Source organism: Actinoplanes sp. NPDC051851 (assembly GCF_040681165.1).
Taxonomy (GTDB): Bacteria; Actinomycetota; Actinomycetes; order Mycobacteriales; family Micromonosporaceae; genus Actinoplanes.
The window spans coordinates 32,304-48,755 of the sequence record NZ_JBFAYF010000066.1 but is presented as its reverse complement, the minus strand read 5'-3'; the positions used below and the strand labels follow the sequence as shown (position 1 = coordinate 48,755).

11 protein-coding genes are annotated in these 16,452 nt (G+C 75.4%); 8 read left to right on the top strand and 3 right to left on the bottom strand.

The window, feature by feature from the left end:
- Positions 1-209: 209 nt before the first annotated feature.
- The 8 genes from AB0M08_RS39630 to AB0M08_RS39595 all read left to right on the top strand — a co-directional run bounded on the left by AB0M08_RS39630 (position 210) and on the right by AB0M08_RS39595 (position 12,526).
- Complete coding sequence (locus AB0M08_RS39630; RefSeq protein WP_364505209.1) at positions 210-515, top strand: hypothetical protein; 306 nt, start codon at positions 210-212, stop codon at positions 513-515.
- 6 nt (positions 516-521) lie between these two features.
- The gene (locus AB0M08_RS39625; RefSeq protein WP_364505207.1) at positions 522-2,441 is read left to right on the top strand and encodes an Hsp70 family protein; all 1,920 of its coding nucleotides are present in this window, start codon (positions 522-524) and stop codon (positions 2,439-2,441) included.
- A gap of 100 nt (positions 2,442-2,541) precedes the next feature.
- Entirely contained in the window at positions 2,542-4,002 is a 1,461-nt protein-coding gene (locus tag AB0M08_RS39620) for a hypothetical protein (protein ID WP_364505205.1), read from the top strand.
- Positions 3,999-5,543, top strand: coding sequence for a hypothetical protein (locus AB0M08_RS39615; protein WP_364505203.1), 1,545 nt, complete (start codon positions 3,999-4,001; stop codon positions 5,541-5,543). Before AB0M08_RS39620 ends, AB0M08_RS39615 begins: the two co-directional genes overlap by 4 nt.
- Positions 5,543-5,779, top strand: coding sequence for a hypothetical protein (locus AB0M08_RS39610; RefSeq protein ID WP_364505201.1), 237 nt, complete (start codon positions 5,543-5,545; stop codon positions 5,777-5,779). The genes AB0M08_RS39615 and AB0M08_RS39610 overlap by 1 nt, the downstream gene beginning before the upstream one ends.
- Before the next feature lie 77 nt (positions 5,780-5,856).
- A complete protein-coding gene (locus AB0M08_RS39605) occupies positions 5,857-7,377 on the top strand; it encodes a tetratricopeptide repeat protein (RefSeq protein WP_364505199.1) in 1,521 nt (506 codons plus the stop codon).
- Complete coding sequence (locus AB0M08_RS39600) at positions 7,374-9,062, top strand: toll/interleukin-1 receptor domain-containing protein (protein WP_364505197.1); 1,689 nt, start codon at positions 7,374-7,376, stop codon at positions 9,060-9,062. Before AB0M08_RS39605 ends, AB0M08_RS39600 begins: the two co-directional genes overlap by 4 nt.
- Complete coding sequence (locus AB0M08_RS39595) at positions 9,059-12,526, top strand: hypothetical protein (protein ID WP_364505195.1); 3,468 nt, start codon at positions 9,059-9,061, stop codon at positions 12,524-12,526. The genes AB0M08_RS39600 and AB0M08_RS39595 overlap by 4 nt, the downstream gene beginning before the upstream one ends.
- On the opposite strand, the gene AB0M08_RS39590 is transcribed toward AB0M08_RS39595, so the two are convergent.
- From AB0M08_RS39590 to AB0M08_RS39580, 3 genes are all read right to left on the bottom strand, one after another.
- Positions 12,523-13,629, bottom strand: a complete 1,107-nt coding sequence (locus AB0M08_RS39590) for a phosphatase PAP2 family protein (RefSeq protein WP_364505193.1) — start codon at positions 13,627-13,629, stop codon at positions 12,523-12,525. The two genes, AB0M08_RS39595 and AB0M08_RS39590, sit on opposite strands and share 4 nt — an antisense overlap.
- A 214-nt stretch (positions 13,630-13,843) precedes the next feature.
- A complete protein-coding gene (locus AB0M08_RS39585) occupies positions 13,844-14,824 on the bottom strand; it encodes a tetratricopeptide repeat protein (protein WP_364505191.1) in 981 nt (326 codons plus the stop codon).
- Positions 14,821-16,290 carry an AAA family ATPase gene (locus AB0M08_RS39580; RefSeq protein ID WP_364505189.1) on the bottom strand — a complete coding sequence of 490 codons (1,470 nt, stop codon included), beginning with the start codon at positions 16,288-16,290 and terminating at the stop codon, positions 14,821-14,823. Before AB0M08_RS39580 ends, AB0M08_RS39585 begins: the two co-directional genes overlap by 4 nt.
- Positions 16,291-16,452: the final 162 nt, after the last annotated feature.

Below are 16,452 nucleotides of genomic sequence, written 5' to 3'. Positions count from 1 at the left end.
TCCGATCTAGACACTCAGATGATCACTGATGAGCTGCGAGCCCTCACACTCGGACCGGACTCAGCCGCGAACCCCGCTCAACTTCGAAGAGCCGGGATACCGACTACGCACGGCTCGGAGTCGGGCCGGAGGCCACCATCGACGAGATCCGGGCCGCGTCCAGCCGGCTCGACCAGCGGCTGCGCAGGCGTGGCGCGACCGACGAGGAGATGGCGGCGGCACACGCGATCCGGCTGGAGAGCACGGCGGACCGGGAAGCCTACGACACGGCCCATCCCCCGCTGGCGCTGCTCCGGATCCGGGAGACCGGGCATCCCGTGCTGGAGGACGGGCCGCTGCTCGCCCAGACGCTGCGGCGGGAGCTGGAGGAGTTCCTCCGGGACCGGGGCGCACCGGTCTACCAGCCGTCCGACCTGAACCGTGCGGACTTCACCGCGGACCACGCGTACCACCCGCTGCTCGACGGACCCCGGCCCGGCGGAGACCTGCCCGGCGGAGACCACGACGGAAGCTGAGGAAGCATGGACGAGTCGCCGCTTCACCGGGTCATCGGCATCGACCTGGGCACCACCTACTCGGCCGTGGCCGCGTACAACACCGAGGAGTCGTACGCGGAGATCATCCCGGACACGACGCTGGACGAGGAGATCGGCGCGGCCACCCCGTCGGTGGTCCGGTACCAGCCGGAGAACCGGCGGACCGTGGTCGGGCACCAGGCCAAGGAGGCGATCGCCGGCACCCGGGGCGACGCCCAGACGATCATCGAGATCAAGCGCGAGATGGGCGCCGTCTTCACCGCGGACTCGCTGGCGCGGTTCGCCGCGGGGACCGAGCACCGGGTGGACGACCCGGTGCGGGTCCGGGTCGGCGAGGAGTGGATGCGGCCGCAGGAGATCAGCGCGCTGATCCTGATGAAGATGAAGCAGATCGCCGAGGCGGGGCTGGGCGGCGGCGTGCACGACGCGGTGGTGACCGTCCCGGCGTACTTCACCGAACGGCAGAAGAAGGCGACCGAGGAGGCCGCCCTGCTCGCCGGGCTCTACCCGCGCCAGCTCATCCCGGAGCCGACCGCGGCGGCGATCGCGTACGGCGTGGACCGCGCCGACGAGGAGCGCCAGATCTACCTCGTCTACGACCTGGGCGGCGGCACCTTCGACGTGTCGATCATCGAGTCCCGGGAGGACGCGATCGACGTACTGGCCACCGCGGGCGACCAGCGGCTGGGCGGCGGCGACTTCGACGACGCGCTGGTCGACGCGCTGCTGGCCGGGCGCCCGGCACCGTCCGCCGAGGACCGGCTGCGGCTCAAGATGGCGGCCGAGAACGCCAAGCGGTCGCTCTCCTTCGCCGCCACCACCACGGTGACCTACCCGGACGGCGGGACGCGGGAGCTGACCCGCGGCGAGTTCGAGGCGACGATCACGCCGGTGCTGGACCGCTCGCTGACCCAGGTCGAGGAGGCGCTGCGGTTCGCCGGGCAGAGCAAGGGCGTGGACCGTACCCAGATCGACGCGATCCTGCTGGTCGGCGGCTCGACCCGGATCCCGCTGGTAAAGCGGATGCTGCTCGACCACTTCGACAAGGGCGACGATTTCGTGCGCAGCGACGCCGACCCGGACACCCTGGTCGCCCGGGGCGCCGCGCTGGTCGCCAAGGACTTCGCCGCCTCGGGCGCCTTCGACCTGGCCGAGCGGCCGCCGACCGACCCGGACCCGGACGAGGACAGCCTGCAGGTCAGCCTGATCACCGAGCACACGCTCGGGCTGGCCGTGCAGAACGACCGGTTCGACAGCCTGATCCCGCGCGGCACCCGGATCCCGGCGAGCCGGAAGAAGGTCTACACCAACCCGGACATGGCCGAGCGGATCGCGGCCGTGGTCTACCAGGGCGAGGGCGAGTACACCTTCGAGAACGCGCTGGTCGGCACGGTCAACCTGGACGACATCGAGCCCCGGCCGGAGGGCTACCACCGGTTCGAGGTGGAGTACACGATGACCCGTAACGGCCTGTTGGAGGTGGCCGTCCAGCACCTGAACACCGGGCGTACCTTCGCGGCGAAGTTCGAGCGCAGCACCGAGATCGGGCGGCACGACGAACTGGCCGAGCGGCGCGCGCTGCTGGTCGCGCTCTACGACCCGGAGGGCCGGGTCACCGCGCCGCCGCCGGTACCGATCCAGCCGCGGTATCCCGATGTGCCGGACCTGAGCATCCCGGAGCCGGTGCCCGCGCCCGGCCCGGCCGTGCTGCCGGTGGACGCGGTGCCGGTCGAGCTGCGGCGCTCGTACCGGCGGATCGCCGAGTACCTCAACGGCGCGGAGCCGGCCCCGGCGGTGCGCTCGGCGTACGCGGCGTTCGGGTCGGCGATCGCGGAGAAGGCACCGGACGCGGAGATCGAGGCGCTCTTCGACCGCCTCGAGACGGCGTACGACGGCGCGCGCTGAGAACGGGGACGGGCGAGCACGGGGACGGCCCGCGGCGGGAGACGGCGGGGAGCACGGGGACGGCCCGGCGGGGGACGGCGGGAGCACGGGAAGGGGGACCGTGACGGAGACGGAGACGGTCGCGGTCGGCGACGGCATGTGGGGCGGCATCCACAGCCGGGCCGGCCGGCGCCGCTGCTACCGGCTGATCCCGACCGACGAACTGGTCGCCAGCCAGCGCGGACGGCTCGACGACCTGCGCAAGCGGGCCCGGTGGACCGGGGTCGCGCCGCTGGTCGAGAACGAGGAGGGCGACGTCGTCGAGCGGGACGGCCGCTACTACGACGTCGTCACGTACGAGCTGGAGGTGGACGCCACCCTGGCCGCACTGGTGGCCGGGCCGCGCCCGGAGCAGCGGCTCGCCGCGGTGGCCGCCGCGCTGCGGGCGCTGCCCGGCTGGTGGGGACGGGTCGAGGGGATGATCCCGGCCGGGGCGGACATCGTGTTCGCGCTGGGCCGGCCGCACCTGCTGGAGCTGCCGGCCTGGGGCGTGCCGTCGATCGGCACGCTGCTCCGCTCGCCGGAGCGGATCCCGTACCTCGCCCCGGAGATCGTGCGGGGCGCGGCCGGACCGGACCGGGCCGCCGACGTGTACGCGCTCACCGTCACCGCGCTGCGCTGTCTCGTCGAGGCGCCGGACGCGGAGCCGGAGCGGCTGCTGGGATGGGCCGCGGCCGGGCGCCCGGAGGACGGGCCGAGCCGGCTGCCGCCGTGGATGCGGCAGGTCGGCGCGGTCACCGGGACGATCGACTACCTGCGGGGCGTGCTCGCCGCCGGGCACACCGAGCGGCTCGGCACCGACCCGGCGGCGATCGCGGACCGGCTGGACGAGTGCCGGGAGAGCATGGACCCGCTGGTCGCGGTCCGCCGGCTGCGCGCCGGGGGCAACCCGGAGCGGGCCCTGCACCTGGCGCACACCATCCTGCTCACCGATCCGTCGTACGAGCTGCTGGTGCTCGCCGCCGAACTCTCCTACCAGGACCTGCACGCGCCGCAGCCGCTGGAGGCGTGGGACCTGCTGGAGCGGGCGGTCCGCCTGCAGCAGGGGCGGCGCGAGGCGTACGTGACACAGTTCGCGCTGGTCAGCCGGTTCCGGCGGGACCTGGCGGGCCGGCTGTCGGACGCGGTCGACCCGTCGTTCGCCGAGCGGATGGACGCCACCGTCCGGACCGCCTTCGCGCACCTGCCGGCGGACGGCACGGACGGGCAGGGCGCCCGCGCCCACGACCTCGCCGTCTACCTGCTGGACCGGGGGCACGCCGAGGAGGCGAACCGGACGGCGTACGCCTGGCTGACCGGAAGCGGGCGGCTGGAGTGGTGGCGCTTCGACCTGATGCTCGACTACGCCGCCTCGTTCATGCTGCTGGACCGCCTGGCCGAGGCCGAGTCGGTCACCGAGACCATCCGGCAGGGCCTGCAGAAGGTCCGCGCGAACCAGTCGATGAGAAGCGCGGAGATCGGTGAGTACGGGCGCCGGCTCAACGCGCTCCGGCACGACCTCCGCACGATGCGGGACCGGTGAGGGGGGAGATCATGGGCCTCGACGTGCTGCTGATCGCGGTGCTGGCGCTGATCCTGATCGGCGGCGGCACCTACTTCCTCGGGATCGTGCCGCGCCGGTGGCGGATCCCGCTCGACCAGGCACGGCCGCTGCTGCACAGCGGCGACCGGGCCGACCTGGAACAGGCCGACCGGCTGATCGCGCAGGCGCTCACCGCCGGGCCGCGTGGCCGGGTGCTGGACGACGCGCGGTTCGCCCAGGCGTACGTCCGGGCGCGGCTGGGCGACACCGACCCGGACCAGTACGCGGCGGCCGCCGCCGGGCTGGCCGACCTGGTCGCCGCGTCCGGGTACGACGAGGCGACCGCCTTCCTCGACCTGTGGCTGCGGTCCCGGCTCGGGCAGCACTCCCGGGTCTGCGACCTGTTCGACCAGGAACAGGCGCTGCTGGCCGGCTCCGGGGACGCCCGGCTCATCGCCTCCATCTCGTTCCTCAAGCAGGCGGTGGCGAGCTGGCGGCGCCGGGAACCGCAGGGCGCGCTGCACTACTTCCGCCGGGTCCGCGAGCTGGGGACGCTGACCGACGAGATCCCGGAGCACGTGGACGACCTGGAGCTGGTCGAGGGGATCCAGGCGCTCTTCGACGACCGGCCCGCCGACGCGCGCCGCTGCTTCGCGAGCGCGCGCTCACATGCCGTACAGGGGAACAAACCGGCCGCGCGGGCGACGCTCGGCCTGATCGTCTGCGACTGGCGCGAGGGGGAACGCGGCGGCGCCGACGCCGGAGTCGGCGCCGTGCTCGCGGAGCTGGAGCGGACCGCCGAGCCCGGCCCCGACGAGCGCCGCCTGTGGCTGAACGCCGCGCTGTTCCACGTCGCGACGCTGCTGCACGAGTGGCAGCGGCCGGAGCTGGCCGGTGTCCCGCCCGGCCGCGACGACCTGGCCCGCCTCGACGAACGGACCGGGCGGGTGCTGAGCGCGGAACCGGACCACGGCGAGGCGCTGCTGATCGCCGGGCTGTGCCGGTACTACCTCTCGGTCCGCCACCCGGACCTGCGTGAGCCCGGGGTGGCGATGCTGGAGCGCGGGCTGGGGACGGCCACGCCGATCCTGCACCCGGAGGTCCGTCGGATGGTGCGGTTCGAGCGGGCGCTCGGCGACCGGGCCACCGGCCGGGAGCGGTACGCGGACCTGGTCGACGAGGCCCTCCGGGACGGCACCGTCGACCCGGACCGGCGCCGGCAGCTGACCGCGATCCGCGACGACTGGCAGCTGCGGTACGCCCCGCCGGAGCAGGTCGAGGTAGGGCCGGCGGAGACCGAGCACCCGAGCGTCCGGGACATCCGCGAGGGCAACGACCTGATGCGGGCACGACTGCGCGGCATCGCCGGACCGCTGCTCCGCGACGACCCCGACCGGGCCGGGGTGGACGAGCTGCGGGCCGGCATCGACCGGATGGAGGACGCGAACACCCGGTTCAACGACGGCGTCGAGGCGGTGCTGGACGCCCGGCAACGGCTGATCGTGCAGACCGGCGAGTTCCTGTTGCAGGAGGAGAACTGATGAACCTGGTACCCCGCCGCCGGGGGCGGCCCGACCGGAGCGTCCTGACCGGGCACCTGAGCCGGATCACGTACACGCCGGACGCCGACGAGAAGCAGCTCTTCGAACAGGCCGGGCTGGGGCGGGTGCTGCCGCTGCTGGTCGGCCTCGACCAGGACGCCGCGTTCACGCTCTGCCACGACGCCGCGCGGCACCGGCTCGGCGCCGAACCCGAGCCGGGCGCCCTCCCCTTCTGAGCCCTTCCCGCCCTTCCCTTCTGAGCCCTCCCCGCCCTTCCCGCCCTTCCCTGCACCGAGCTTCCCTGGAGAGGCACGTGGACAAGCCACAGACGCTGCACACGCTCGACACCTCGACGCTGCGGACGCCGGCCTTCGCCGTACCGGAGCGGGCCGCCGCGGTGGACCTGGGCGAGGAGCTCGCGCGGGCCCGGCGGGAGCACCGGCGTGAGGAGGCGGTCCCGGCGCTGCGCGTGTTCGAGGACGGCGAGACGCCGCTGTCGCTGACGTTCGCCTCCTACGAGGACGGGCTGATCGAGGACGCCAAGGCGAACATCGCCGCGGGCGGCGTGGACCTGGCGCTGGCCCAGCTCGACGAGGTACTGGGCACCCAGCCGGGCCATCCGGAGGCCCGCTACCTGCGGTCGTACTGCCTGCTGAGCCTGGGCCGGGAGACCGAGGCGCTGACCGCCCTGGAGGCGCTGCGCGCCGAGGGCGCGCCGCCCGAACTGGCCGAACGGGTCCGGGACCTGCGAACCACGCTGCGCGGGCGGCTCACCGGCCGGCTGCTGGACGGGCAGGACGCCGAGGCGATCGCCGCCTACCTGCGGCTGGTCCCCGAGGAGGGCGCCTGCTGGCGGGCGCTGGCCCTGCTGCGGGCGGTCGGCGGCGACCCGGAGGGCGCGGTCGCCGCCGCGGAGACCGGGGCCGGGGCCGCCGACACCGCCGCGGACCGGGAGGAACTGGCGCGGCTCGCGTACCGGATCCGGCTGCTGGTGCTGCGGACCGTGTCACCCCGGATCGCCGAGATGCTGCACCGGGGCTCGTACGCCGCGGCGCTGGACGCGCTGCGCGGTCTCGGGCCGGAGTGGAACCGGTTCGAGCCGGTCGGCGACCTGGCCGGGTACATCGTCCGGCTCGGCCGGACCGGGCCCGGGCGGCCGGACCTGCCCGCGGACCGGGCCGACGTGCTGCACGACCTGCTCACCGGGCGCGACGTCGAGGTGGCCGGCGACCTGCTGGACCGGGGACAGCCGGAGCAGGGGGTGGCGCTGATGCGGCGCGCCGCCCGGCTCGCACCCGCCGACCCGACCACCCACTTCGTGCTCGGCATCTGCCTGCTGACCACCGGCGGCGACCTGGCCGAGGCGGAGACGGCCGCCCGGGTCGCCGCCGACGACGGCCGGATCCCCAGCGCCCGTGACCTGCTGGACGTGATCGGGCTACGCCGGCTGGACCAGGCGGCGGTGCGGGTCCAGAAGTCCCTCGGCGACATCAACGCGTGCCCGCCGGACCGGCTGCAGGCGGCGGTGACACGGACCCGAGGCCTGCGGGACGAGGCGCGCGGGATGCTGACGAGCGCCGGTGAGCTGGTCCGGGCCCCGCTCCAGTCGCTGACCGGCGTCCTCGCCGAGAACGCCGTCCAGCTGGAGCTGGTGCTGCTGGTGTCCACGTTCAACCAGCTCGCGGGCGCCGGGCCACGGCGCGGCACCCGGGACACCATGGACCGGATCGTGCAGCGGTGCCGGGCGCTGCGCCGGGAGACCCGTGTCCCGGACACCCTCCGGCTCCTCGGCGAGCTGGAGCAGGCGGCACGAACCGTACGGGAGCGGTCATGACCAAGAAGTGGGACGTCTTCATCAGCTACGCCCGGGAGGAGAGCCTGCCCGCCAACCGCCTCTACGACAAACTGCTCGGCTGCAGCACCGCGGACGGCCGCCGCCCGATCGTCTTCCTGGACACCTCGCGCGACGGTATCGCGCCCGGCGAGAAGTGGACCAGTTCGCTGGCGGAGGCGCTGCAGGAGAGCCGCTGCTTCGTCCCGCTCTACTCGCCGCTCTACTTCGACGACCGGAAGACGATCTGCAAGTGGGAGCTGGACGAGGCCTTCGACCTGAGCATGACCGCCGGGCTGAAGATCGTCCCGGTGGTCCTCGACCCGGCCTGCAAGCCGCTGGTGCCGCACAAGCTCAGCCGGGTCCAGTGGCAGGACACCACCGACCCGGACTGGTTCGAACGGGTCCGGCACGCCCTCGGCCTGACCTCCGGGCGGCCGCCGGGGCGCCTGCGCTTCACCGGCGCGGCCCTCGACCGGACCACGGTCAACCTGACCCTGCCGGAGATCGTGGTCGAGGCGGAGGGTGACACGCCCGCCGAGATCGAGGTGTCGGCGCGCGCGGCGACCGGGGCGGAGGTGCCGTTCACCGGGACGGCGGTCCGCTCGCCGCACGGGCGGACCGCGGTCTTCTCCGACCTGTCGTTCCCCGCGCCGTACGACCGGGTCCGCCTGGTGGCCCGGGCACCCGGGTGCGACCAGGCGACCACCGGGTGGTTCGGGGTCGACCCGCCCGGACGGCCGGCCCCCGCGCCGGCCGGGACCGGGCATCCGGTGCTGCCGGGGTCCGGACAGCCGTACTTCCTGAGCGGCGGGACGGCGATCGCGCTGCTCGGCGCGGACGAGGTGGTCCTCTACGACCTGGAGGCCCGGGTGCTGGCCCGGGCGCCGGCACCGACGCGGATCAAGGACGTGGCGGTGGGCGCGGAGTCGTTCGCGGTCGCCGACTGGTCCGGCCGGGTGGTCCGGCTCGGCACCGACGGCGGCACCACCACGGTGGACCTGCCGGGCGAGAACGCGGCGAACCCGCTGCGGGTGCCGAGCGCGCTGGTGCACGACGGCGCCGACCTGCTGGCCGGGATGTGGAACGGCGCGGTCTACCGGCTGGCGCCCGGCGCCGCCGAGCCGTCCCGGGTGGCGTTCCTCCCCGAGGGGGTGCAGACGCTGGCGGTGGCGCACGGGCGGCTGCTGGCCGGGCGGCTGGACGGTGCCGTGGCCGCGTTCGGGCCGGACGGCTGGCAGCACGCGCTGGAACCGGTCCTGCTGGGGTGCCGGATGGTCCGCGGGCGGCTACTGGTCGCGGGCGAGAACCGGGTGTACCGGGTGGACCCGGTCACCGGGGAGGTCGCCGAGCTGTCCCCGCCGGTCGGGCGGCAGACCGGGGCGCTCTTCACCGAGGAGGGCGTGGTGGTCGTGGACGCGGACGGGCGGGGCGTGCGGATCGATCACGAGCTCTCGGTGCGGCGGGGGTTCCACGGCAACCGGGGGGCGCGGCTGGTGGCGGGGGACCGTACCGGAAGATTCCTGATCCTGTCCTATCCGGAGCGGGCGCACGTGCTGATGGAGGACGGCCGGGTGGTCTACACCTGTGACACCGGGCCGATGGGCGTCTCGCCGGACGCGTCGCTGATCGCCGAGCCCACCGGCGGCGGTGTCCGCGTCGTGCCGCGGACGGACCTGGGCGGATGACCCTCAACGAGCCCGCCGAGCTGCGCCGGATCGCGCTGGGCCTGTGGGCGGCGCGGGAGGGCGGGGCACCGCTGGAACCCGCGGTGTTCGGCGCGCTCGTGGAGGCGACGTTCCGGCTCGCCGTGCACCCGTCGACGCCGGCCGGGGAGGCGCTGATCCTGCTGCGGCGCGCCCGGCGGCTCGACCCGGCCGACCCGCGGCACGTCTACCACCTGGGCCTGCTCCTGCTCCGGCACCGGCGACTGCCGGAGGCCGCGGCGGAGCTGCGCGAGGCCGGGCGGCTGGCGCCGACCAGCCACCGGATCTGGGCGCACCTGGCGATCCTGCAGCGGCGCCTGGACGAGGAGAGGGTCGGCACCGCGGGGTACGCCGGCGAGTTCCGGCGCCGGGCCGAGCGGATCACCACGGCGATCCGGGACGGTGTGGACGACCCCGATCCCGGTCCGGACGGGCCGGAGCCGAACCCGCACCTCGGGGTCACCGCGGTCCGGATCGGCCGGGCCGGGCGGTGCCGCTGGACCGGGGTCCGGGATCTCGACGTGGAGGAGCGGCTGCTCGGCACCGCGAGCGAGCGGAGCCGGGACCGGCTGCTGACCGAACTGACCGAACTGGCCCGGCTGACACCCCGGCGCCGCGGGGGCACCGGGGCCTTCGCGGTCCTCGGCGTGCAGTGGCTGCTCCGCGGCTACCCGGCGGCGACCCTGCGGGCGCTGGCCGAGCCGCTGCGGGCGGACGACCCCGGCTTCGTGCTGCTGGACGCGGTGCTCGGCGTCCACGAACTGCCGGAGGCGGAGGTGCCCGCGGCGCTCGCCCGGCACCAGCGCGCCGGCACGCTGCCGGAGTTCCTGATCCTGCTGCTGTACCGGGCGCTGCTGCTGCGGCGGCCGCTGGAGTTCCCCGACCTGGGGGCGTACCGGGCGGCCCAGGAACTGGTGGCCGAGGAGGGCGAACCGGACCCCGGGGCGGCCGAGCGGTGCGCGGCCGCGCTGATGACCGCGGTCCGGCGGCTCGACCCGGCGCCGGTGCAGCGGGTCACGGACGCCGTGGTGGCGCGGGCCGCCCTCGGCGCCGGGGAGTCGCTGGCCCGGCTGGAGGAGGCCACCGAGCGGTTCCGTACCCAGGACGACGCGGCGTTCACCCTGGCCAAGCGGGCCCGCGCCGCCGTCAGGACGGCCGACGGCGCCGCGCGGGTACGGCTGGCGGCCGACGTCGCGGCCCTGGAGGAGGTGACCGGGGCACTGAAACCGCTGGTCGCCGCCCTGCTCGCGGAGTGGGACGCGGTGGGCGACCTGCCGTCCGAGGATCTGCAGCGGCGCTACGGCGCGGTCAAGCAGAAGCTCCAGAACACCCGGCACGGGCAGGCCCGCAAACAGCTCAAGGCGGCGCGGACCGCCCTCGGCGAGACCACCGGCGACGGACCGCCCTCGGCCGGCGTGGCGGCGCTGCGCGACGCCCTGCTGCCCGGCACGGCGGACCGGCCGCCGGCCCGCCCGGCCCGGCCCGAGCCGTCCGGCACCGGGCGGGAACTGGTCGCCTCGGCGCTGGCGATCGCGGACGCCACCATGGGCGAGGTCTTCACCCAGGCGCACGCGGCCCTGGACGGCATGCCGCCCGGGGAGGCACGGCACCTGCTGGTCCGGGAGGTCCGCGGCCGGGAGGCGGAGGCGGCGTACCGGCTGGGGCACACCGCGCACGCCCGGCGACTGTGGAGCCGGATGCTGGGCGACGACCCGTACGACCCGGTGGTGCTGCACAACCTGGCGGCCGCGCAGACCGTCGCCGGGGACCTGCCCGCGGCGGCGGAGGGGTGGCAGGCGTACCTCACCGCCCTCTACGCCCGGGACCTGGCGGCCGGTGACCCCCGGGGCCACGCCGCGGAGCGGGCCAGGGTCCACGGGGTCCTCGCCGGGGCGTTCGGGACCCTGGCGCTGACCGTGCCGGCCGAGAACCACGACGCGGAGGAGAAACGCGCCCCCGAGGTGACCGCGATCCTCGCGGGGAGCGGGCGGATGGCGGCGTACGAGCGGCACCTGCGGCTGGAGATCCTGAACCGGCGGCTCGCCGGGAGCGGGGCACGGCTGCGGCTGGGCGTCGCACCGGACGCGCCGGAGGAGACCCTGGCGGCGGCCCGGGACCGGGCGGTCGCCGAGGCGCGGGCCGCGTGCGAGCACCTCCCCCGGCGGATCGCGGGACCGTTCGCGGAGCTGTGCGCCGCGACGCTGACCGCGCCGGGCCGCCCGGGCACGGCCGAGGCCGACGGGGCCGGGCACGCCGCGCTGGTGGACCGGCTCCTCCGGCAGAAGCAGCGGCTGCGGGGCCTGCTCTCCCAGGACCGGACCTGGTGTCTCTCGGTCTACTCGGGCGACGTGATCGCCGGGCTCCGCCGGATCGACGGGATGCCGCTCGACGGGGACGACGACGCGACCGTCGCGGCGGTCCAGCAGTTCCGCGGCAACCGGGATCCGGCGACGCTGGTCGCGGAGCTCAACCAGCTCGCCGGCGTGGCCTGCCGGGTCGCCCTGGACCAGGTGTTCACCGAGGCCGAGGGGGACGACCCACAGTTCCCCGGCCGGTACCGGGCCACCGGGGAGTCCTGGGTCCGGGCGGCGGTGCCGGAGCGGTACCTGGGCATCCTGGACGCCCCCGGCTTCGCCCAGCCGCAGATCGTCCGCGAGGCGATGACGCTGGCCGGGCACGCGGACGGGGAGCTCACCGGCACGGCCCGCGAGGTCGTGGAGGGCGCTGTCCGGACCCTGGACGGGTGGACGGCACGGCTGCGCGGGGCGTCCGGGCCGCCGGCCGACCAGGCCGAACTGCTCTGCGCGCTGGGGCTGCACACGGAGGCGTACCGGGTGCTGGACGCGGCGGCCACGGTGGTGTTCGCGCCCGGGGGCCGGATCGAACGGGCCCGGATCACCGTCGACCTCGGCACCGGGCGGTTCGCCTCGGCGGTGGCCCGGACCCGTACCCTGCTCGCCGGCGACACGGAGGACGCGGGGAAGCGGCTGCTGGGCCGGGTGTACCTCCGGTGGATCACCGCGGGCGGGCCGGGGCCGGATCCGGCCGAGATCGCCCGGGACTTCGGTTCCTGGACCGATCCGGAGTCGGTCCGGGAACGGCGGCTCCTGGTGGTCCGGGCCACACTGAAACGGCTCGAGGGCGCGCCGGGCGCCACCGTCGAGGAGGCGATGCGCGGGCTGGTCCGGGACGACCCGGGTAACCGGGATGCCGCGTTCCACCTGGTCCTGGACGGCCTCTACCGGGAGCTGGAGGAGATCCGGCTGCGGGAGCGGAACAGCGCCGGTCCGGCCCGGCGGCGGATCTTCGAGGAGCGCACCACGCTGCTCGACCTGTGCCGGACGTGCTGCCGGGCGTACCTGGCCGAGCCCGACGACCCGGACGACCCGCTGGCGGAGAACCGGCGCAAGGTGCTGAGCGACTTCCTCCAGCAGCTCGGGGGTTAGACCGGCCGGCGGGGTTCCTCGGGCGGGGCGGGTGCGGGGACCGGCACGGGGGCGGGCGCCGGGACGGTCACCGGGACGCCGAGGGCGGGTGCGCCCAGCGCCGCGGCCAGCGAGACGCCCAGCGCCGGGACGTTCACCGCCGCCCGTGCCCGCGCGACTCCTGCCCGCGCGACTCCTGCCCGCGCGGGCAGGGACGGCGCGACCCGTGCCAGCGCGGGCACCGGTGGGGCGGGCACCGGTGGAGCGGGCAGGGGTGGAGCGGGCATGAGCGGGGAGGGCACGGACGGGGAGGTCACGGACGGGGCGGGCACGGGTAGGGCGGTGGCCGCGCCGGGGCGCTGGTAGCGGGTCACGAAGTAGGCCAGGCCGAGCAGGGCGGAGGCGGCGATCGCGTCGAGCCAGTAGTGGTTGCCGGTGGTCACGATGACCACCAGGGTGATCGCCGGGTGCATCAGCCAGAGCCCCCGCCAGCGGGCCGACGTCGCGGTGATCAGGGCGATCGCCACCACCAGCGCCCAGCCGAAGTGCAGGCTCGGCATGGCGGCGTACTGGTTGGAGAGCTGGTCGGTCTCCGGGGCGCCGTAGACGGCCGGGCCGTAGAGGCGGCCGAGGTCGAGCATGCCGGTGTCGGTCAGCATCCGGGGCGGCGCGAGGGGGATGACGAAGTGCACCGCGAGTGCCGTGCCGGTGAGGATGACCAGCACGTTGCGGGTCCAGCGGTAGTGCGCGGGGCGGTAGAGGTACAGCCAGATCAGGCAGGCGGCGGTGGCGGGGAAGTGCACGTACGCGTAGTAGCTGTTGATCAGCTCGATCACGGGGGTGCCGAGGCCCAGCAGGGTGTGCTGGGCGCTCAGCTCGCCGGGGAGGTGCAGCCGGCGTTCCAGATCCCAGACGGTACGCGCGTTGTCGAAGGCCTCGCCGACGTGACCGTTCGCGGCCAGGCGACCGATCTTGTAGACCAGGAAGAGGACCGCGACCAGGCCGAGCTCGCGCAGCGCGGCGAGAAGCCGGGAACGCGGGGCGGCCGGGACCGGGTTCCCCGGGACGGCCGGGACAGCTGGGACGGCTGGGACGGCTGGGGTGGCCGGGGTGGCGACGCTCACGGCTGGCTCCTCGGGAGCGGGACGGCGTGATGACGGGCGGGTGAACCCGCGGCACCCGGAGGCGGCGCGCGGGTGACGGCCGGTCAAGGTGAGCCTGAATTCGCCATGACGCTCTCCCCCGTCGACGCTGAGGGAGTCAGCATCCGACCGATCTTGCCTGCTGGGCAAGTTTTTACCGGCGGAAGTGATGTAACGCGCACCGGAAACACGGCCGTTACATTCGTTCGGCCCTACCGGTCGCGAGCAGCACCAGGGTGGCCCCCAGGGCGAGCAGGAGGGGAGCCCACCCGCCCGTCGCGGCGTACGCGAGAAGCAGCGTGACCGAGGCCGCGGCGGCGACCAGGGCGACGGCACGCACCCGGCGGCGCGGCAGCAGGCCGAGCGACCGCCAGGGCAGGCGGCCCGCCGGGAGGAGAACCCGGGCGGCGAACCCGGCCATCACCCCCGCGACGACCAGCGCGACGGCACGGGCGAACCCGGCCGAGGGCGGCCACCGGTGTTCCGCCAGGAGGACCGCCACCACCAGCGGCACGCCCACCCCGAGACCCCGGCGCAACCCGGCGAGCAGCCCGAGGACCGGCCAGGCCAGGGCGGTGCCCTCGATCCGGCCGGGATGGTCGGCGGCGAGCGCGCGCAGCCCCCGCATCGCCTCGCCGACGTGCAGGCGCTCGGCGTTGAGGACGGCGATCAGCCAGCGGCCGCCCGGGCTCTCCGGATCCTCGGCGAGCGCCGCGCGGGTGGCCCGGGCGGCGGCACGGGTCCGCCCGGCGAGGCGCTCCACCTCGGCGAGGACCAGCAGGCTGGGCACCGAGCGGGGGCCGAGCGCGAGGGCCTGCCGGGCGGCGTCGCGCGCCGTGCCGAACTCGCCGGCCGCCGCGCGGGCCCGCGCCAGGACCCGGTAGCCGTCCGGCTCGGCGGGGCGCAGGCCGATCGCCTCGGTCGCGCTGCCGATCGCCTCCGGGGTACGGCCGAGAGCCAGCAGGGACTCGGCCCGCTCGACGCACGCGGCGGCGCCGGTCAGCGTGTTCGCGGCGAGCGCCTCCTCGTGCCGGCGCTGCAGGCGGAGCACCGCGGCGAGCAGCACGAGGAGTTCCGGGTCGCCGGGCGCGGCCGCCAGACCGATCCGGATCTCCTCCTCGGCGGCGGCGTAACGTCCCAGGTCGGCGAGCAGTCGCGCGCGCGACGCCGCCGTCACCGAGACTTGCGCTTCTTGAGGTACGCGGCCAGGTCGTCGTACTCGCCGCTCTGGTTGGCGAACATTGCGACGTTGCGGGCGGTGGTGAACCAGGCGTCGGTGGAGGGCCGGACCTCGCGGGCGGCGGCCAGCATGTCCGACTGGTTGATCATCCGGATCTCGCCGGTGGCGATCGAGTCGCGCATGGCGAACTCGGCGGCCGTCTCGCAGAGGTGGGCCATGTCCGCGCCGGAGAAGTTCTCGGTCGCGGCGGCCACCCCGTCCAGGTCGACGCCGGCCACCGGACGGTCGCGCAGGTGGTACTCGGCGATCGCGGCGCGGGCGGCCCGGTCCGGCGGGAGCACCAGCACGGTCCGGTCCAGCCGCCCGGGACGGCGCAGCGCCGCGTCCACGTCCCACGGGGCGTTCGTGGCGGCCAGGACGAAGACCCCCTCGTTGCCGCCCTGGACGCCGTCGAGCTCGGTGAGCAGCTGGTTCACCACGGTGCGCATCGCCGAGGAGTGCAGCTGGCTGCGCTTGTGACCGAGCGCGTCGATCTCGTCGAGGAAGAGCACGCAGGGCGCGTGGGTACGGGCCGACTCGAAGAGGTCGTGCAGGTTCCGCTCGGAGCTGCCGACCCACATGTTCAGCACGTCGGTGATGCTGAGCGAGACGAACGAGGCGCCCATCTCTCCGGCGACCGCGCGGGCCAGGAAGGTCTTGCCGCAGCCGGGCGGGCCGTAGAGCAGCAGGCCGCCGCGGAGGCTCTTGCCGAAGAGGGCGCGCATCTTCGGGTTGCGCAGCGGAGCGAGGAAGGAGACCTCCAGGCGCTTCTTCACCTCGGCCATCCCGCCGACGTCGGCGAGGGTGACGGTGGAGCGCTCGACGTCGAAGGCGCGGTCGGCGTGGCCCTGGACGGGCTCGTGCTGGTCTCCGGCGGCGAAGCGGGGCGGGACGACGTCGCCGAACTGCTCCTCCATGGCCGCCCAGTCGACGCCGGCCCCGTTGCCCGGCGCGCCGGTGCCGTTTCCGGCCGGGTCGGCGCCGCTCACCGGGTCGGCCGCGCCGGTCCCGCTCGCCGGTCCGGCTGCGTGGTTCCCGGTCGGTGCGCCGTTCGCGGCGCTCCCATTGTCGACATTTCCGATTCGCCCGGATGAATCGGGGGTGGTGGCGCCGGGAGCGATAGGACCGGCGAGGCCGGGGGCGGCGGGTTCGGTGAGTGCGGAACCCGTGGAGCCGGGGGTGGCGGGCTCGGCGAGCGCGGAACCGGTGGGGCCGCTGTGGGGCGTGGTGCCGAGGGCGGCGGCCATCAGGCGCTGGGCGGCCGGGTTGGCGGGGTCGCCCGCGAGGGCCTGAGCGGCGTGGCCGATGGCCTCGGCGGGGCGACCGGCGGAGACCAGCAGTTCGGCGAGGTGCAGCCGGAGCGGCAGGTCGTCGGGGCGGGCCTGCACCGCCGCGGTGAGGCTGTCGATCAAGGCGTCGCTCATGAGAGGCGATTATGCCCGCGCTTCCCGTGCGCGGGCCGCACCACCGCCCGGTCGCCCCTCTCGGCCGGCCCCCACGGGTGCCCCGGGGACCCCGGGACACCCCCGGGAACCAGCCAGGACCTCGCGCGCGGCGACCGGAGCGACCGGTTCGCGCGGGCCCGG